13 protein-coding genes are annotated in these 18,525 nt (G+C 72.0%); 8 read left to right on the plus strand and 5 right to left on the minus strand.

The features are described 5' to 3' along the window. The first annotated feature begins 146 nt into the window (after positions 1–146). The 8 genes from ACQUSR_RS08715 (at position 147) to ACQUSR_RS08750 (ending at position 10,600) form a co-directional block, all read left to right on the plus strand. Positions 147–4,064, plus strand: coding sequence for a nitrate- and nitrite sensing domain-containing protein (locus ACQUSR_RS08715; RefSeq protein ID WP_431041979.1), 3,918 nt, complete (start codon positions 147–149; stop codon positions 4,062–4,064). Positions 4,065–4,073: 9 nt separating this feature from the next. Continuing rightward, positions 4,074–4,487 carry a roadblock/LC7 domain-containing protein gene (locus ACQUSR_RS08720; protein ID WP_431047453.1) on the plus strand — a complete coding sequence of 138 codons (414 nt, stop codon included), beginning with the start codon at positions 4,074–4,076 and terminating at the stop codon, positions 4,485–4,487. Positions 4,488–4,599: 112 nt separating this feature from the next. Beyond that, complete coding sequence (locus tag ACQUSR_RS08725; RefSeq protein WP_431041980.1) at positions 4,600–5,010, plus strand: DUF742 domain-containing protein; 411 nt, start codon at positions 4,600–4,602, stop codon at positions 5,008–5,010. Then, on the plus strand, positions 4,991–5,572 hold the full coding sequence (locus tag ACQUSR_RS08730; protein WP_304464149.1) for a GTP-binding protein: 582 nt from the start codon (positions 4,991–4,993) through the stop codon (positions 5,570–5,572). Before ACQUSR_RS08725 ends, ACQUSR_RS08730 begins: the two co-directional genes overlap by 20 nt. A 316-nt stretch (positions 5,573–5,888) precedes the next feature. Continuing rightward, the gene (locus tag ACQUSR_RS08735; RefSeq protein ID WP_431041981.1) at positions 5,889–8,954 is read left to right on the plus strand and encodes a nitrate- and nitrite sensing domain-containing protein; all 3,066 of its coding nucleotides are present in this window, start codon (positions 5,889–5,891) and stop codon (positions 8,952–8,954) included. Positions 8,955–8,964: 10 nt separating this feature from the next. Beyond that, on the plus strand, positions 8,965–9,378 hold the full coding sequence (locus ACQUSR_RS08740; protein ID WP_135337964.1) for a roadblock/LC7 domain-containing protein: 414 nt from the start codon (positions 8,965–8,967) through the stop codon (positions 9,376–9,378). A gap of 81 nt (positions 9,379–9,459) precedes the next feature. Next, positions 9,460–10,041, plus strand: a complete 582-nt coding sequence (locus ACQUSR_RS08745; RefSeq protein WP_431041982.1) for a DUF742 domain-containing protein — start codon at positions 9,460–9,462, stop codon at positions 10,039–10,041. Beyond that, a complete protein-coding gene (locus tag ACQUSR_RS08750; protein ID WP_197990503.1) occupies positions 10,022–10,600 on the plus strand; it encodes a GTP-binding protein in 579 nt (192 codons plus the stop codon). The genes ACQUSR_RS08745 and ACQUSR_RS08750 overlap by 20 nt, the downstream gene beginning before the upstream one ends. 73 nt (positions 10,601–10,673) lie before the next feature. Here the strand turns inward: ACQUSR_RS08750 and ACQUSR_RS08755 are convergent, their stop codons facing one another. The 5 genes from ACQUSR_RS08755 to cimA all read right to left on the minus strand — a co-directional run bounded on the left by ACQUSR_RS08755 (position 10,674) and on the right by cimA (position 18,512). Further along, positions 10,674–10,895 (minus strand): acyl-CoA carboxylase subunit epsilon, encoded by a 222-nt coding sequence (locus ACQUSR_RS08755; protein ID WP_431041983.1) that lies wholly within the window; start codon positions 10,893–10,895, stop codon positions 10,674–10,676. Positions 10,896–10,921: 26 nt separating this feature from the next. Then, positions 10,922–12,505 carry an acyl-CoA carboxylase subunit beta gene (locus ACQUSR_RS08760; RefSeq protein ID WP_431041984.1) on the minus strand — a complete coding sequence of 528 codons (1,584 nt, stop codon included), beginning with the start codon at positions 12,503–12,505 and terminating at the stop codon, positions 10,922–10,924. 209 nt (positions 12,506–12,714) lie between these two features. Continuing rightward, the gene (locus ACQUSR_RS08765) at positions 12,715–15,099 is read right to left on the minus strand and encodes a polysaccharide lyase 8 family protein (RefSeq protein ID WP_431041985.1); all 2,385 of its coding nucleotides are present in this window, start codon (positions 15,097–15,099) and stop codon (positions 12,715–12,717) included. 259 nt (positions 15,100–15,358) lie between these two features. After that, positions 15,359–16,699 (minus strand): hypothetical protein, encoded by a 1,341-nt coding sequence (locus tag ACQUSR_RS08770; protein ID WP_431041986.1) that lies wholly within the window; start codon positions 16,697–16,699, stop codon positions 15,359–15,361. 199 nt (positions 16,700–16,898) lie between these two features. Next, on the minus strand, positions 16,899–18,512 hold the full coding sequence (gene cimA, locus ACQUSR_RS08775; RefSeq protein WP_431041987.1) for a citramalate synthase: 1,614 nt from the start codon (positions 18,510–18,512) through the stop codon (positions 16,899–16,901). Between the last annotated feature and the right edge of the window lie 13 nt (positions 18,513–18,525).

Here is an 18,525-nt window from a genome sequence, read left to right on the forward strand (position 1 = left end):
GAGGTGCCACGCGGCGGGGGCTCCTCTCGACACGAAAGGTGTGCGCGCCGGTCACTCACGACCGCTACGGGGGGCCGCGGTTCCCATCGACGACACCGTTCCGCCGAACCACCGGCGGGACGCCTGGTCCAGAGGTTGCGACGCTAGTGCAGGGACGTTTCAAGAGGGATGACAAGGGGTCTCCCCAGGCCCCCCGGGGCATAGGGGAAGCTTCGGCGGAACCGGAGCCGCGCGGGGTGACTGACCGCGGCTCCTCGCCCCAGCGCGTCCAGAGCTCCGGTCAGACGCCGGGCGACCATGGTTCCGAGCTCGGCTCCGGCTCCCAGCCGAGCGTCTCGGGCGGCGCCGACGGCACCGACCGTCCGCGGCCGAAGGGTCCCACCGGGCCCGGCCGCCGAATAGCCCTGCGCAACTGGCGCATCAGCACCCGGCTCGTCTCGCTGCTCGCACTCCCGGTGGTCGCCGCGACGACCCTGGGTGCGCTGCGTATCGACTCCTCGCTGGACAACATCGAGCAGCTGGACCACATGAAGCTGCTCACCGAGATGACGCAGCAGGCCACCCAGCTCGCCGACGCGCTCCAGGAGGAGCGCGACAAGTCGGCGGGCCCGCTGGCCGGGACCGGCAAGGAGAAGGACGACCGCGTCGTCTCCACGCGGGAGAAGACCACCCGCGCCATCTCGGCGTTCAAGCGCGCCATCGAGGACGTCGACCAGAGCGACTCCACGATGATCGGCGTGCAGTCCACGCTGGTCGACATCAACCAGCAGCTGGACAAGATCCGTACGCTCCGGGACGACGCGTACGGCGACCGTGAGTACGTCGCCCAGACCGTCCAGAGCTACAACGAACTCATCACCTCGCTGCTGGCGCTCTCCCAGGACATGGCGCAGGCCACCAGCAACCGCGACATGATCCAGAAGACGCGTGCGCTGGCCACGTTCTCCTCCGCCAAGGAGTACGCGTCCATGCAGCGCGCGATCATCAGCGCCGGGCTCGCCAACCCCAAGGGCCCGCGACTGTCCTCCAACGACCTCCGGTTCGGCAAGTCCGCGCTGGAGAAGGAGGACGACGCGCTGGGGCGGTTCACCCAGATCCGCGGCCCGGAGTCCGCCTCCACCCTGCTGGCTCCGCTGGACGGCGGCCGGCCCGACATCACCGCCGCGAACAAGTACGCCGAGCGCGTGATGCGCGACCCCAACGGCATCACCTCCGAAGACCGCAGCTACATGGACTGGTACGACCAGGACTCGATCAAGCTCGCGGAGATGTCGAAGATCGAGCGGACGCTGCTCACGGAGATGGAGCAGAAGGCGCGTGAGCTGCGCGACGAGGCGGAGCAGGAGGCGTGGCTCAACGGTGCGCTGATCCTGCTGGTGCTCGGCGTCTCGCTGGTCGGCGCGTTCGTCGTGGCCCGCTCCATGGTGCGCTCGCTGCGCCGACTGCAGGACACCGCGCAGGAGGTCGCCCAGAAGCGGCTGCCCGAGCTGGTCAAGCAGCTGTCCGAGTCCGACCCGCAGGACGTCGACACCTCCGTGGAGTCCGTCGGTGTGCACAGCCGGGACGAGATCGGAAAGGTGGCCGCGGCCTTCGACGACGTCCACCGCGAGGCGGTCCGGCTGGCCGCCGAGCAGGCGCTGCTGCGGGGCAACGTCAACGCGATGTTCACCAACCTCTCGCGCCGCAGCCAGGGCCTCATCCAGCGCCAGCTGTCGCTGATCTCCGAACTGGAGTCCCGCGAGGCGGACCCCGACCAGCTCTCGTCGCTGTTCAAGCTGGACCACCTGGCGACCCGTATGCGCCGGAACGGCGAGAACCTGCTGGTTCTCGCGGGTGAGGAGCCGGGGCGCCGCTGGACGCGACCGGTGCCGCTGGTCGACGTGCTGCGTGCCGCCGCGTCCGAGGTGGAGCAGTACGAGCGCATCGAACTCAGCGCGGTCCCGTCCACCGAGGTCGCCGGCCGCGTGGTCAACGACCTCGTGCACCTGCTCGCCGAGCTGCTGGAGAACGCCACCTCGTTCTCCTCCCCGCAGACCAAGGTCAAGGTCACCGGCCACGCGCTGCCCGACGGCCGCGTGCTGGTGGAGATCCACGACACGGGTATCGGCCTGTCCCCCGAGGACCTGGCCGCGATCAACGAGCGGCTGGCCAGCCCGCCCACCGTGGACGTCTCGGTGTCCCGCCGCATGGGTCTGTTCGTGGTCGGCCGCCTGTCCCTGCGCCACGGCATCCGGATCCAGCTGCGGCCGTCCGACTCGGGCGGCACCACGGCCCTGGTCATGCTCCCGGTGGACGTCGCCCAGGGCGGCAAGAAGCCGGGTGCCGCCGCGGGCGGCAAGTCCGGGGCGCCCTCGGGCCCCGGCGCGCCCGTCGCGGGCGGTACGGGCGGCGGCGCCGGACTGCTCGGCTCCGCCCCGTCGCGGCGCCAGGTCCCGGGTTCCGGGGCGCGGCCCGCGCTGCCCGGCAGCGGACTCCCCCAGCGCCCGGTGGGCGGCGGATCGGGTGCGCCGAACGGCGGCCGGACCGGTACGTCGACCGGTGCGAGCCTGTTCGAGTCGGGCCGACCCCCCGGTGACGCCCCGGGCGCCCCGAGGGGCGCCGGTGCCGCCGGTGGCCGCCCCGCGCTCCCCGTCCGTGGCGGCGATGCCGCGCCCGTGGCCCCGCCGACCGGTACCCCGGCCCGTACGGAGCCGCCTGCCGACCGGACCGGCCGTCCGCAGCTTCCGCAGCGCGGTCCCGCGCCGGAACTGCCGGGCACGCAGCAGCCCGGTACGCAGCAGCCCGGCACCAGCTGGGGCGCGAGGCGCGCCGCGGCGGGCGAGGACGACTGGCCCACGCCGCAGCGTGACGCGGCGGACTCGCCGCGCGGCCACGACGAGGCCGACGCCCCGTCCCCGTTCTCCCGGCCGGAGACCGGTCGCGACCGCGACCTGAACAGCACCGGCCAGTTCAACCGCTCCGAGCTCGGCCAGGGCCCGGGCGACACGGGCCAGTTCGCCCGCCCCGACCTCGGCCAGGGCCCCGGTGACACCGGACAGTTCCCGCAGCCCCAGTTCGGCGACTCCCGGCAGGGCGGTCCCAGCGACACCGGGCAGTTCGCCCGCCCGGAGCTCGGCCAGGGCCCCGGTGACACCGGGCAGTTCCCGCAGCCGCAGCTCGGCCGGGGTCCCGGCGACACCGGACAGTTCCCGCAGCCCCGGTTCGGTGAGAGTGAGACCACCGGCAACCACCGCATGCCGGCAGGGCCCTCCGACACGGGGCAGTTCCCCCAGCCGCAGCTCGGTCAGGGCCCGGGTGACACCGGGCAGTTCGCCCGCCCCGAGCTCGGCCAGGGCCCCGGTGACACCGGGCAGTTCCCGCAGCCGCACCGCGGCGGTCCGCGTCCCGGCGCGGGCTCCGGCGGGTACCTTCCGCAGGGTGGTCCGGGTGTGGGCGTCGGCGGGCCGCAGGGTGGTGCCGGGCGCGGTCCCGGTGACACCGGCGAGTTCCCGCGGCCGTCCGCCGTGCCGAACGGCCTGCCCGCCGACGATCCGTCCTCGCTGCCCCCGGCAGGTCCGGGTGACGGCCGTACGCCGATCTTCGACACCATCGAGTCCAACTGGTTCAGCGGCCCGCAGAGCGGCGGAGCCGGGGGTCAGGGCCGCCGGGACACCGCGTCCGGGCCGTCCGCCCCGAGCGTGCCGCCGGCCCAGGGCCGCGCGCCGCGGCCGGCGCCCCAGGGGCCCGGCGGCAACGGCTCCGCAGGTGCCGCGCCCTCTTGGCGTACGTCGCCGAACGACGAGCGGTGGCGCCGTGCCGAGCAGGTGCGCGAGCCCGCCGCCGGCGGCGTGACGTCATCCGGCTTGCCCCGCCGTGTCCCCCGCGCGAATCTCGTGGAGGGCACCGCCCAGCAGCAGCCCCAGCAGTCCGGTCCCCAGGTGTCGCGCGCGCCCGACGAGGTGCGCGGTCGCCTGACCAACCTGCGCCGGGGCATCCAGCAGGGCCGTCAGGCCACCGGTCCCGGTAATGGTCCCGACGGCAACCACGATCGCGGCATTGGCCCGACTTACCAGCAGGAGCGTTAGTTGAGCCCGATGAGCCAGGCGGCGCAGAATCTGAACTGGTTGATCACGAACTTCGTGGACAACACCCCCGGGGTGTCCCACACGGTCGTGGTCTCCGCCGACGGACTCCTCCTCGCGATGTCCGAAGGCTTCCCCCGCGACCGCGCCGATCAGCTGGCGGCCGTCGCCTCCGGCCTGACCTCGCTGACCGCCGGAGCCTCCCGCATCTTCGAAGGCGGATCGGTCAACCAGACCGTCGTGGAGATGGAACGAGGCTTCCTCTTCATCATGTCCATCTCCGACGGATCCTCCCTCGCCGTCCTCTCCCACCCCGAGTGCGACATCGGCCTCGTCGGCTACGAGATGGCCCTCCTCGTCGACCGCGCAGGCGGAGTCCTCACCCCCGACCTGCGCGCGGAACTGCAAGGCAGCCTTCTCGGCTGACCGCCCGATCCGAAATCTGCCCTGTCCGTCGCGTCCGGCCATCCGGCCGGATGCCCCCCACCGGCACCGACCGACGGCACCACCGTCATCTGCTGTCCCGACCGGAGGATCCATGACCCCGCCCCCCGCCTCGCCCGGCCCGTACGGCGGCCATCACCACTCGCCGTACGGGGGCGAAGGCGACCAGCCCCTGGTACGTCCGTACGCCATGACCGGAGGCCGGACCCGGCCGCGGTACCAGCTCGCCATCGAGGCGCTGGTGAGCACCACGGCCGACCCCGTCCACCTGCAGGGGCTGCTTCCCGAGCACCAGCGCATCTGCCATCTGTGCCGGGAGGTCAAGTCGGTCGCGGAGGTCTCCGCGCTGCTGAGCATTCCGCTCGGTGTGGCGCGGATCCTGGTGGCCGACCTCGCGGAGGCCGGCATGGTGGCGATCCATCAGCCCGGTGGCAGCTCGGAAGCGGGCGGCACTCCGGACGTGACACTGCTGGAAAGGGTGCTCAGTGGACTTCGCAAGCTCTAACGGCGCAACGGCCCGCTCCACCACCTCCGCGAAGATCGTGGTGGCGGGCGGCTTCGGCGTCGGCAAGACCACGTTCGTCGGCGCGGTCTCGGAGATCAATCCGCTGCGCACCGAAGCCGTGATGACCTCGGCGTCGGCAGGGATCGACGATCTCAGCCACGTCCAGGACAAGACCACGACGACCGTGGCGATGGACTTCGGCCGCATCACGCTGGACGACGACCTGATCCTGTACCTGTTCGGTACGCCGGGCCAGGACCGGTTCTGGTTCATGTGGGACGACCTGGTCCGCGGTGCCATCGGCGCCGTCGTTCTCGTCGACACCCGCCGCCTGGCCGACTGCTTCCCGGCCGTGGACTACTTCGAGAACAGCGGGCTGCCCTTCGTCATCGCGCTCAACGGTTTCGAGGGGCACCAGCCGTACACCCCCGAAGAGGTCCGTGAGGCGCTCCAGATCGGTCCGGACACCCCGATCATCACCACGGACGCCCGGGCCCGCAGCGAAGCCAAGAGCGCTCTGATCACCCTGGTCGAGCACGCGCTCATGGCCCGCTTGAAGTAGCCGTCGACGCGCTCCCGGGCGGGCTGTGTCATCGGACACTTGCCCGCCCGGGGGTTCATAACGTTTCGACAGAGAAAATTCCCGCGCCGGACACGCTGCGCGCACATTCGACTTCGGTGCGCGTTTTTGGGGTCTTGCATTTGCTGCGGCTCGCTCTTAATGTCCCCTTTTTCTGTGCGCCCCGCAGTCGTTGTCACACTTTGCGCAGTGTTTGGAATGCGCCCGCCTGACGTGCTGCAATTCGTGAACTGGGCAGTAAGGGCTCAGTTGAGAACGGCACGACACCAGGTGCCGACGCCGAGAGGTTGTTGGTCGAGTGAGGCGAAGCAAACCCGACTCCGCGCAGCAGCAGGCGCGGGGGAACTTCACCCCGCCGCCGCGTGCGGCGGAGGCGCCTGCCGATGTCCCCGAGACGCCCGCCGCTCCCGCCGGGAGCCCTGGCAGGCTCTCGCCCCGCAACTGGCGGGTGCCCACGCGGCTGAACGCGATTCTGCTCATCCCGGTACTCGTCGCCCTCGTCTTCGGCGGCTTCCGGGTCGAGTCCTCCATCACCACGTGGAGCGAGGCCCAGGACGCCGAGCGCACCGCCCGGCTGGTGCGGGCCGCGGGCGCCTACGGTCTGGCGCTGGTCAACGAGCGTGACCTGTCCGCCCAGCCGCTGCTGTCCGGCGGTGACGACGCCGAGGTGAAGAAGGCGCGGGCCGCCACCGACGCCGCCGCCGAGGAGTTCGACAAGCGCGTCGCCGACATGCCGGACAGCGACGGCCTCAAGCGCCGCCTCAAGGCGTTCCAGGCGGCCGAGCCGCAGCTGGACGCGCTGCGCCGGAACGCGTACACCCCCCGTCTGACCGGTGTGAAGACGGAAGAGAGCTACGTCGCGATCCAGCACCCGCTGATGGAGTTCGCCAACGAGCTCGGTCTGGGCACCGGCAACATCACCTCCTATGGCCGGACGGTGTACGCGATCTCGCTGGCCAAGGCCGCTGAATCGCTTCAGCGCTCCATCGGCACCCACCTACTGGTGAAGCCCGGCCCGTCCGCCCTGGACCGCAGGGCGCAGCTGACCGCCCTCGCCTCGTACGCGTACCTGGAGCGCATCGCGCTGGACGAGTTCACCTCCGGCGGTCTGCCGCAGGACGTCGCCCGGCTGGACGACGCCGTGGCCGACGCCAAGAAGGAGGGCGCGCGACTGGTCGGCGAGCGCAAGCGGGTGGTCGAGGGCCAGGGCAAGAAGTTCACCACCCCGCCGTCCATGGAGCGGATGCTCCAGGAGATCGCCTCCGGCCAGACGCCGAGCCAGCTCAAGGCCAAGGGCATCACGCCCGACACCTGGTTCGACGCGGCGTCGGCCAAGTTCGACGCCTACCGCCAGGTAGAGCAGGAGATGACGGACAAGGCCGTGGCCGAGGCCGCGCAGATCTCCGCCGACGCCAAGCGGGACGCCATCGTCAACTCCGCGATCGTGCTGGTCGCGCTGCTCACGGCGTTCATCATCGCGGGCATGATGGCCCGCTCCATGAGCCGCAGCATGCGGCAGCTGCGCACCGCCGCCTTCGAGGTGGCCGAGCAGCGGCTGCCGACCCTGGTCGACCAGCTGTCGCGGACCGACCCGGGCCGGATCGACACCCGGGTCCAGCCGATCCCGATCACCACTCGGGACGAGATCGGCGAGGTGGCCCGCGCCTTCGACCAGGTGCACCGCGAGGCGATCCGGCTGGCCGCCGAGCAGGCGCTGCTCCGGGGCAACGTCAACGCGATCTTCACCAACCTCTCCAGCCGCAACCAGGGACTCATCGAGCGCCAGCTGGAGCTCATCACGCACCTGGAGAACAACGAGGCCGACCCGGACCAGCTGGAGAACCTCTTCAGGCTGGACCACCTGGCGACCCGTATGCGGCGCAACGGCGAGAACCTGCTGATTCTCGCGGGCGAGGAGCCGGGCCGCCGCTGGAACCAGCCGGTGCCGCTGGTCGACGTGCTGCGCGCCGCCTCCTCCGAGGTGGAGAACTACGAGCGCATCGAGATGACCGGGGTCCCGGAGAGCGAGATCCACGGCCGGGCCGTCACCGACCTCGTGCACCTGCTCTCCGAGCTGCTGGAGAACGCCACCACGTTCTCCTCGCCGCAGACCAAGGTGCGGGTCGCCGCGACCCGGCTGCCCGACGGCCGCGTGATGGTCGAGATCCACGACAAGGGCATCGGCCTGACCGCCGAGGACTTCGCGGACATCAACCACAAGCTGGCCAATCCGCCGACCGTGGACGCCGCGGTCTCCCAGCGCATGGGCCTGTTCGTGGTCGGCCGGCTGGCCGACAGACACGGCATCCGGGTCCAGCTGCGCCCGTCGGGCGAGCAGGCGGGCACCACGTCGCTGGTCATGCTGCCGGACGCGATCACCCACGGTGGTGGCGGTGACGAGCTGCCCGAGGACGACTTCACGGTCTCCCGGATCGTTCCGGAACAGCATCAGGTCGCGCAGGCCGGTCCCGGTCTGCGGACCGCCGCCGAGCTGGGCTTCGAGGAATCGCCCTTCGACGGGTCCCCCTACGGCGACTCCGGGTACGGCGAGCCGTCCGGGCAGGCGCCCGCCCAGGACGCCGGCCGCACGGGCGGTATGGACCCGGTGCAGCGGTCGCTGGCACGTGGCGGGCGGCGTGCCGCCCTGGAGGCCCAGACGTACCGCCAGACGGGCTATCCGGAAGCGGAGTACCAGGAGCCGCAGCAGCACCAGGCGCAGCCGTACGCCGACTACAACTCCCCCATGGAGCAGGGTGGGTGGGATGAGTCCGGTTCGTACCAGGCCCCGTATGAGGCCTCGTACGGAACGGAAGCGGAATCCTCGCCCAGCGTTCCCGAAGTCGCTTCGGAGCGCGTAGAGTTCCACCGTCCGGGCCCCACTCCGAGCAGCGCTGCCTCGGTGACCGACGCGGGTCTGCCGCGGCGTGCCAAGCAGTGGTCGCCGGAGGAGGGGACGCCGGACGCGGCGGGCGCGGTCCCGGAGCAGGCGCCGGAGCAGCAGCCCCGGCCGCAGGCTTCGCCGGGCCCGCGGACTGCACGCGAGGACGGTCCCGGCTGGGTCTCGGCGAACGACGAGCGCTGGCAGCGTGCCGAGCAGCTCCGTGAGCCGAAGGCCGGCGGGGTCACCTCCTCCGGTCTGCCCCGACGGGTGCCCAAGGCCAACCTCGTGGAGGGTTCGGCCGCACAGTCCCCGCAGGGCGGCCCGCAGGTCTCCCGGGCTCCGGAGGATGTCCGCGGCAGGTTGAGCAACCTGCGCCGCGGCCTCCAGCAGGCGCGGAACACGGGGACCGACAGCAGCACCTCGCAAGACCAGCATGACCAACAGGGCTTCGGCCCCGGCAGCACCTACGATCAGGAGCGTTAGTGTGAGCCCGATGAGCCAGGCGGCGCAGAACCTGAACTGGTTGATCACGAACTTCGTGGACAACACCCCCGGGGTGTCCCACACGGTCGTGGTCTCCGCCGACGGACTCCTCCTCGCGATGTCCGAAGGCTTCCCCCGCGACCGCGCCGATCAGCTGGCGGCCGTCGCCTCCGGCCTGACCTCGCTGACCGCCGGAGCCTCCCGCATCTTCGAAGGCGGATCGGTCAACCAGACCGTCGTGGAGATGGAACGAGGCTTCCTCTTCATCATGTCCATCTCCGACGGATCCTCCCTCGCCGTCCTCGCTCACCCCGAGTGCGACATCGGCCTCGTCGGCTACGAGATGGCCCTCCTCGTCGACCGCGCAGGCGGAGTCCTCACCCCCGACCTGCGCGCGGAACTGCAAGGCAGCCTTCTCAACTAGCAGAGAAACGATGCAATTCGCGCCATCGCGCCATAGGGTGCGATGGCGCGACAGGCAAACAGGCGAGTTGGAGGAGGAACCGTGGAAACGCCCCATGGCGGTTACCCGTACGAGCGCGGGCCGCGGCCCGAGCCGCAGCACGACGCTCCGCTGAAGCGGTTCAACTTCCCCTCCACACCAAGCCAGCGGCAGCCGCAGCAGACACCGCCCCAGGGGCGGCCGCAGCCCGGCTACGACCCGCAGTACCAGCCTCCGCGGGCGCCGCGCATCCAGCCGGTGCAGCCCCGGAGGCAGAACCCCGAGCCGGCCCCCACCGGCGCCAACAATCCGCTGGTGCGTCCGTACGCCATGACGGGGGGCCGGACCCGGCCCCGCTACCAGCTCGCCATCGAGGCACTGGTGCACACCACGGCCGATCCCTCCCGGTTGCAGGGCCAGTTGCCCGAGCACCAGCGGATCTGCCAGCTGTGCCGGGAGATCAAGTCGGTCGCCGAGATCTCCGCGCTCTTGGCGATTCCCCTGGGCGTCGCCCGGATCCTCGTCGCCGACTTGGCGGAGGCCGGACTCGTCGCCATCCATCAGCCCGGCGGCGACGAGTCCGCCGGCGGCCAGCCTGACGTGACACTGCTCGAAAGGGTGCTCAGTGGACTTCGCAAGCTCTAGCGATGCAGCTCGCTCCACCACCTCCGCGAAGATCGTGGTGGCGGGCGGCTTCGGCGTGGGCAAGACCACGTTCGTCGGCGCGGTCTCGGAGATCAATCCGCTGCGCACCGAAGCCGTGATGACCTCGGCCTCGGCGGGAATCGACGACCTGACGCACGCGCCCGACAAGACCACGACGACCGTGGCGATGGACTTCGGCCGCATCACGCTCGACCAGGATCTGATCCTGTACCTGTTCGGTACGCCGGGCCAGGACCGGTTCTGGTTCATGTGGGACGACCTGGTCCGCGGTGCCATCGGCGCGGTCGTCCTGGTCGACACCCGCCGCCTGGCCGACTGCTTCCCCGCCGTGGACTACTTCGAGAACAGCGGGCTGCCCTTCGTCATCGCGCTCAACGGTTTCGACGGCCACCAGCCGTACACCCCCGAAGAGGTCCGCGAGGCGCTCCAGATCGGCCCCGACGCGCCGATCATCACCACCGACGCCCGGCACCGCAGCGAAGCCAAGAGCGCCCTGATCACGCTCGTCGAGCACGCGCTGATGGCGCGCCTGCGCTAGGTGGTCTCCGGGGCCCGCCCCCGATACAGCAGAAGGCCCGCTCTCCGAAAGGAGAGCGGGCCTTCTGCTTCGTTCAGCCCTGCCAGCTGTGCGGGGCGCGGAAGCCCGACTGGCGCTCCAGGCGCCGCCAGCCGGCGGTGTTCCGGCCCACCGGACGCGTACCATGCGCGCCGTGGCGCGCACTGGCGGCACGGGCGAGGAGGACCGCGGTGACGGCGGCGAGTTCCTCCGCGTCGGCGTGGCCCTTCTCGACGCGGACGAGGGTGCCTGTGGCGGGATCGCTGAGAGTGCTCACGGTGGTGTTCGTCTCCAATGCTCGCGTCACTGCGGCGGGTTGCCGTGCTTGCGCGACGGAAGGTCGGCGTGCTTCGTGCGCAGCATCGCCAGGGATCGGATGAGGACCGTGCGGGTCTCGACGGGGTCGATGACGTCGTCGACGAGGCCGCGCTCGGCCGCGTAGTACGGGTGCATCAGCTCGGACTTGTACTCCTTGACCATGCGGGCGCGCATGGCCTCCGGGTCGTCCGCACCGGCGATCTGGCGGCGGAAGATGACGTTGGCGGCGCCCTCGGCACCCATCACCGCGATCTCGTTGGTCGGCCAGGCGTAGGTCAGGTCGGCGCCGATGGACTGGGAGTCCATGACGATGTACGCGCCGCCGTAGGCCTTGCGGAGGATGACGGAGATCCGGGGCACGGTGGCGTTGCAGTACGCGTACAGCATCTTGGCGCCGTGCCGGATGATCCCGCCGTGCTCCTGGTCCACGCCGGGCAGGAAGCCGGGCACGTCCAGCAAGGTGATCAGCGGGATGTTGAAGGCGTCGCACATCTGGATGAAGCGGGCGGACTTCTCCGACGCCTCGATGTCCAGCACCCCGGCCAGCGACTGGGGCTGGTTGGCGATCACGCCGACGACCTGGCCGTCGAGCCGGGCCAGAGCGCAGATGATGTTGGTCGCCCAGCGCTCGTGGATCTCCAGGTAGTCGCCGTCGTCGACGATCTCCTCGATGACCTTGCGCATGTCGTACGGGCGGTTGCCGTCGGCCGGGACCAGGTCCAGCAGGGCCTCGCCCCTGCGGTCCGCCGGGTCCTCGGACTCCACCACCGGGGGGTTCTCCCGGTTGTTCTGCGGCAGCATCGACAGCAGGTAGCGCACCTCTTCCAGGCACGACTCCTCGTCGTCGTACGCGAAGTGGCAGACGCCGGAGGTCTCGGCGTGCACGTCGGCGCCGCCGAGGCCGTTCTGGGTGACCTTCTCACCCGTGACGGCCTGGACCACGTCGGGTCCGGTGATGAACATCTGCGAGGTCTCACGGACCATGAAGACGAAGTCCGTGAGCGCCGGGGAGTAGGCCGCGCCGCCCGCGCACGGGCCCAGCATCACCGAGATCTGCGGGATGACACCCGAGGCCCTGGTGTTGCGCTGGAAGATGCCGCCGTATCCGGCGAGCGCGGAGACGCCCTCCTGGATCCGGGCGCCCGCACCGTCGTTCAGCGAGACCAGCGGCGCCCCGGCCGCGATGGCCATGTCCATGATCTTGTGGATCTTGGTGGCGTGGGCCTCGCCCAGCGCGCCGCCGAAGATCCGGAAGTCGTGTGCGTACACGAACACGGTCCGTCCGTGCACCGTCCCCCAGCCGGTGATCACACCGTCGGTGTACGGCCGCTTCTCCTCCAGCCCGAACCCGGTGGCCCGGTGCCGTCGGAGCGGCTCCACCTCGTTGAAGGATCCCTCGTCAAGCAGCAGATCGATCCGCTCCCGAGCCGTCAGCTTGCCCTTGGCCTTCTGAGCCTCGGTAGCCCGCTCGCTGGGACCACGCCGTACCTGCTCGCGGATGGCGTGCAGCTCGGCGACGCGCCCGCGGACGTCACTCGCCTCTTCGGGCGCACCTTCGAGATTGGTCATGCATTGACGGTACGTGGCGGGGGGCCGGGAACCTCATGTCGATTCCATACAACGTCGGGGCGCTTTTCGTGGGCAGGCGGAACAGAACCGAACAGTGAGTTCCCCGGGAACCGGCGGGCCGAGGGGGTTCGAGCTCTGTCGGCACCCCACAAAGCCCCTACCGCCCCCCGTCATATGCCCCACCAGACCACCCGAACGGGTGGCCCAGCCTAGTGCCCCAGGGTGATGGCGCAGCGGTGGGTGGCCCCGGCCGTGCCCGCGGTGATCCGCAGTCGCAGGGCCCGCCCGGTGCCCAGCACCTCCACGGCGGGGTCGACGGCGGTCGCCGCGCGCACCGGGTGGTTCCAGGTCAGCTCCAGCGGTCTGCCGGTACGGGCCGGGTCGGCGACGCAGAGGGAGGCGGTCCGGCCGCCGCGGCGCACCAGCACGCTCACCGGGCCGTCGGCGGTGAGCGTGCCCACGGTGCCCGCGCGCCAGAAGTTCACCGCCGTGCAGCCGAGTGCGGCGATCCGTACGCCCTGCTGGTCGGCGGTGTTGGCGAGGATCCGCAGCCAGCCGTGGTCGGCGGCGCGGGCGGCCACCAGCGCCCGGCTCGCGCCGGGCATCAGCAGGTAGGCGTAGGCGGCACCGTCCGGGTCGGTGCCGTGGTCGTGCCACAGGGTCAGGTAGCGGCGGGTGAGGGGGTCGGCGGAACCGCCGGTGTTGATGTCCCGCCATGCTCCGGTACGGGCTTCGCGCAGCGCGCGCAGCGGGGCGCCGCTGGGGAAGACGTAGCCCCCGTGCCCCTCCAGATGGGCCCAGCGCGCCCGGCGGAAGCCGCGGCTCCAGCCGAGGTCGGAGGGCTGGACGGCGCCGTCGACGGTCAGGGTGTGGGTGCCGTCCGCGCCGAGGCCGCGGTGGTCGACGACGGTCTCCACGGGGCCGCCGTCCCGGGCGGTGATCCCGGCGCCCAGGCAGACGACGGCGTCGGCCAGGAAGAACCACGACTTCCTCGCCTCAAGGGTGCTGTCGAGTCCCTTGAGGTGCTGCCCCAAGGCGGCGAACTCGCCGTCCGTCGTCCCGCCGACCCAGCGCACGGCGGGCTTCGGCTCGCCCCAGCCGCCGCCCGCGTTGTCGGCGAGGCGCATGGCGGAGACGGTGGTGCCGGGCAGCCGGTAGGGGTCGGCGGTCGGCCAGTAGGCGTCGGTGTACTGGCCCAGGGTGGCGGGGCCCGCCCACCAGGAGAGCATTCCGGCGCCGGTGTGCCAGCCGTGCGGGTTCTCGCCGTTGCCGTTCTCGTAGTACGCGATCCGGTCCGAGGCCATGGCGAGCGCGGCGGTCCAGCCGGGACGCCGGTGCACGGCCCGGTCCATGGCGGCGAACAGCCGGTGGCCGACGGGTTCGGCGGCGGGCGGCTCGGGGCCGGCGGCGACGGTGTGCAGCCGGGCGAGGTCGGCCACGCCGAACTGCGGGTCGGTGAGCACGGGCCTGGTGGTGTCGCGGGCGATCCAGCCCTTGACCATGCCGTGCCAGCGTCGGCGTTCGGCCTCGCTCGCGCTGTCGGCGAGCAGCGCGACGGCCGCGATGAGCTGGTGTCCGCGCTGGTGGTCGCTCTGCGCGATGCGGCGCGCGTCGCCGCGCTGGAGCCCGCGGCTGATGGCGCGCCCGGAGACGCAGTCCATCATCAGCCCGTCGTGCAGCAGGGGTGCGTAGGCCCGCTCGACGCTGTCGTGGATGATCCGCCGACCGGGGTCGGTGATCTCCCAGGGCGAGCCGGCCAGCAGCGAGAACAGTCGCCCCAGTCCGTCCAGCAGCACATACCCGTAGGTGCCGGAGTAGGCGACCCAGGTGTGCTGGATGAACGACCCGTCGGCGTAGAGGCCGTCGCCTTCGGTGACGTACGGGAAGACGGGTGAGAGCGCGTCGCGGGCGAGCGCGATCTTGGCGGGGGACGCGCCGAGTATGCCGCGCAGGGCGACGACGCGGCACAGGTCGACGCGATTGGCGCCGGTGGAGGTGCCGGTGTAGTCGCCGAGCATGCTGTCGGGTACGAAGTGGTCGACTGCGGCGAGGGCGCGGGCGAGCAGCCGGGGGTCGAGCAGGTCGTACAGAGCCGCGAGGGTGTCCAGCAGCAGCCGCGGGCTGCCTATCTGCCATTCCCACCAGTTGCCGTAGCGGGTGGTGCCGGGGTGGTAAACGGTGCGGTCGAGGTGGTCCAGGCCGAGCGCGACGTCGGCGGCGAGCGCGGCATCGCCGGTGTGGCCGGTGCCGGGCTGGGCGTACGCCTCCGCCATGGTGGCGAGGCGGCCGTAGGCGCGGGTGATCCCGCTGGGCGGGTCGTAGGGCAGGTCGGGCCAGAGCGAACCGGCGGCAGGCCGCATCTCCGCGCGGTACACGGTGGCCAGCTGTCCGGTCTGGGCGAGGCGGGTTGCGTACGGCTCGGCGGCGGGGTCGAAGGCGGCGCCGAGGGCGAGGGTGAGCCAGCGGTGGCGGAGGGTGTCGTAGGGCTCGGCCGCCGCGTGCGCGTGGGCCTGCGCGGGGCGCCCGGTGAGGCCGAGCCCGAGCGCGCCGGTGGCGGCCACGAAGCCGCGCCGGGACCAGGCGGGGGGCGTCACCGTTCCCCACCCCGCCCCTTCCCGATCTTGTCCTCGCCCGAAGGGCGCTTGGGGGGCCGGGGGCTTGCCCTCCCCACGCGGCGGAGCCGCAAATCGGATGCAGCGGGAAGGGGCGCCCGCGGCGGAGCCGCTATGGAACGACGTGGGAAGGAACCGGCGGAGCCTCACGGGGACCTCCTGCTGGACCGCGGCGCGGAACGCACAGCCCCGATAATGCCCAGTCAGGACAGGCTCGGCCAGCCTTCGCGCGCCGTAGGGGTCAGAAACCGCCGCCGTCGCCACCGCCGAAGCCGCCGAACCCGCCGCCGCCCCCGAAATCGCCTCCGCCGCCGAAGTCACCGCCGTCGAAGTCCGTGCCGGAGACGTCACCGCCCTCGTAGCCGCCGAGAGTCTCGGTGTCGGCGTAGGCGGGGGTGGACAGCAGCGAGCCGAGCATGGTGCCCATCAGCAGCCCGGGGAGCAGGCCGCCGCCGAAGTACCCGCCTGCCCAGGGTCCGTACAGCGGTCCCGCCTCCCAGTACGGGCGGGGCCCGGAGGCGGTCTCGACGGTGCGGGCCATGGGGTCCAGCCCGTCCGCCAGCCGGGCGGCGTCCGCCGCGCAGACCGGGACGTCGCGGGGCGTGCCGCCGGCCGGGGTCCAGGAGGCGTCGGTGGTCGAGGGGCCGTGCCGGGGGTCGAAGAAGCACGGTGGGCGGCGCTCGGGCGGCGGGTCGCCCGCGCGTCGCGCGGCCAGCACCACCAGCGCGTAGCGGCCGTCCCCCAGCGCCTCGGTGACCCCGCGGACGTCGTCCGGCTTGGTGGCGGCGGCCATGCGCGCCTTGGCGGTCTCGTAGGCGTCGAGGGCGCGTTCGTAGTCGCCGCGCATCGCGTCGTCGGCGGCCGGGTCCGCGGGGTGGAAGTCGAGGCGCTCCAGCTCCTCGCCGAAGGCCGTGATGTCCTCGTCGACCACCACGCGCAGCTTGTTCAGCGCCAGCCGCTCGCGCTCGGCCCGCCGGCTGCGGCGGCGTCGCGTGGTGACGTACATCGTGCCGCCGATCAGGACGGCGAGCAGGCCGAGGACGACCAGGCCGGTGACGCCGGAACCGGACTGCCGGTCGCCGTCCCAGGAGGCGGGGGCCTGCCCCCTGGCCTGTGCCAGCGCGCCGTCGACGAAGTCGTCGAGCTGGGCGGCCGCGTCGGTGCCGCCGGACCGTTCGACGGAGGCCGTGAGGTTGCGCACCGCCTGGTTGGACATGACGGCGGCGTCGGCGCCCGCGTCGAACCCGTCGCCCAGGCGGACCGCGTAGACGCCGGTGATCCCGGTCCTGGCGCGCAGGTCGGGCAGCAGGTTCTCGGGCGGGAACCGGTCGCTCTCGGGCAGTACGGCGACGAAGACGGCCCGGTCGGCGTCCTCGATCTTCCGCGCCAAGTCGTCGGCCTCGGCGGCGGACAGCTGGTCCCTGGCTCCGGGGTCGACGTAGACCGGCCCTTGCCGCAGGGCCTTGGCCGCCTCGTCCAGGCCCGTCTGCGCCCGTGCGCCGGGCGCGGCCACCGCGAGAAGAACGGCGGCGCACAGCGTGAGCAGCAGCCCGGCGAGAAGCAGGAACGGCCTCGTCCGCATACCTTGACGCTACCTGAATGGGGTAATAAGCGACATAGCGCGCGGGGTGGCGGCTCGCGGACCCGCCACCGGGCACACATCGGAGCGGCAGGCGCCTGGGGCGGCATTCGCCTGGGGCAGCACCCGCCCGGAGCGGCATTCGCCCGGGGCGGCCCGAGCCCACCGGCTAGGGGGGGCGGCGTCGCGAGCCATCGCCGCGCTACTCCTGCGGTTCCACCCCGGCCCGCCGCAACCCGTACGCGTACGCGTCGTCCAGCGCCTGCCACGACGCGGCGATGACGTTGTCGCCGACGCCGACCGTGGACCACTCGGCGGATCCGTCCGTGGTGGTGATCAGCACGCGGGTGGTGGAGGCGGTGCCGTGCGAGCCCTCCAGCGTGCGGACCTTGTAGTCGACCAGCTCCAGCTTGGCCAGCTGCGGATAGAAGGGTCCCAGGGCGACGCGCAGGGCGTTGTCCAGGGCGTTGACACCGCCGTTGCCCTCGGCCGTGGCGACGATGCGCTCGCCCTTGACCCACAGCTTCACCGTGGCCTCGCCGCTCGCCTGGTCGCCGGAGGGGCGGCCCTCGACGATCGCACGCCAGGACTCGGTACGGAAATACCGGCGCCCCCGCCCCTCGACCTCCTCGCGGAGCAGCAGTTCGAAGGAGGCGTCGGCGGCCTCGTAGGTGTACCCGGCCAGTTCGCGCTCCTTGACGCGCTCCACCACCCGGCCGATCAACTCGCGGTCGCCGCCCAGGTCGACGCCGAGTTCCTTGCCCTTGAGCTCCACCGAGGCGCGCCCGGCCATGTCGGAGACGAGCATCCGCATGGTGTTGCCGACCTGCTCGGGGTCGATGTGCTGGTAGAGGTCGGGGTCGACCTTGATGGCCGAGGCGTGCAGCCCGGCCTTGTGGGCGAAGGCGGACAGGCCCACGTACGGCTGGTGGGTGGAGGGGGTGAGATTGACCAGTTCGGCGATGGCGTGCGAGATCCGGGTCATCTCGGCCAGCGCACCGGGCGGCAGCACCCGGCGGCCGTACTTCAGCTCCAGGGCCGCGACGACCGGGAAGAGGTTGGCGTTGCCGACCCGCTCGCCGTAGCCGTTGGCGGTGCACTGGACGTGGGTGGCGCCCGCGTCCACGGCGGCGAGGGTGTTGGCGACCGCGCAGCCGGTGTCGTCCTGGGCGTGGATGCCCAGCCGGGCTCCGGTGTCGGCCAGGACGGTGCCGACCACCGCCTGCACCTGGGCCGGGAGCATGCCGCCGTTGGTGTCGCACAGGATCACCACATCGGCGCCGGCCTCGTGCGCGGCGCGCACCACGGACTTGGCGTACTCGGGGTTGGCGCGGTAGCCGTCGAAGAAGTGCTCGCAGTCGACGAAGACCCGGCGGCCCTGGGAGACCAGGTGGGCGACGGTGTCGCGGACCATCTCCAGGTTCTCGTCCAAGGTGGTGCGCAGCGCCAGTTCCACATGGCGGTCATGGGACTTGGCGACCAGCGTGATCACCGGGGCCTCGGACGCCAGCAGCGCGGCGACCTGGGGGTCGTCGGCGGCCCGGACGCCGGGCTTGCGGGTCGCACCGAAGGCCACCAGCCGGGCGTGCCTGAAGTCGATCTCGGCGCGGGCGCGGGCGAAGAACTCGGTGTCCCGCGGGTTGGCGCCGGGCCAGCCGCCCTCGATGAAGCCCACGCCGAAGTCGTCCAGGTGCCGGGCGATCGCCAGCTTGTCCGCGACCGTCAGGTTGATGCCTTCGCGCTGCGCGCCGTCGCGCAGGGTGGTGTCGAAGACGTGGAAGCTGTCGTCCGGGACGGTTTTGCTTGCGTCCGTCATGCTGATCTGACTC

Source organism: Streptomyces sp. P1-3 (genome assembly GCF_050613155.1).
In the GTDB taxonomy this organism is placed as follows: domain Bacteria; phylum Actinomycetota; class Actinomycetes; order Streptomycetales; family Streptomycetaceae; genus Streptomyces.

Excerpts from the sequence above, each read along its gene's own strand:
- cimA (WP_431041987.1), bottom strand. The coding sequence starts at position 18,512 with ATGACGGACGCAAGCAAAACCGTCCCGGACGACAGCTTCCACGTCTTC.
- ACQUSR_RS08770 (WP_431041986.1), bottom strand. The coding sequence starts at position 16,699 with ATGCGGACGAGGCCGTTCCTGCTTCTCGCCGGGCTGCTGCTCACGCTG.
- ACQUSR_RS08725 (WP_431041980.1), top strand. The coding sequence starts at position 4,600 with ATGACCCCGCCCCCCGCCTCGCCCGGCCCGTACGGCGGCCATCACCAC.
- ACQUSR_RS08760 (WP_431041984.1), bottom strand. The coding sequence starts at position 12,505 with ATGACCAATCTCGAAGGTGCGCCCGAAGAGGCGAGTGACGTCCGCGGG.
- ACQUSR_RS08740 (WP_135337964.1), top strand. The coding sequence starts at position 8,965 with ATGAGCCAGGCGGCGCAGAACCTGAACTGGTTGATCACGAACTTCGTG.
- ACQUSR_RS08720 (WP_431047453.1), top strand. The coding sequence starts at position 4,074 with ATGAGCCAGGCGGCGCAGAATCTGAACTGGTTGATCACGAACTTCGTG.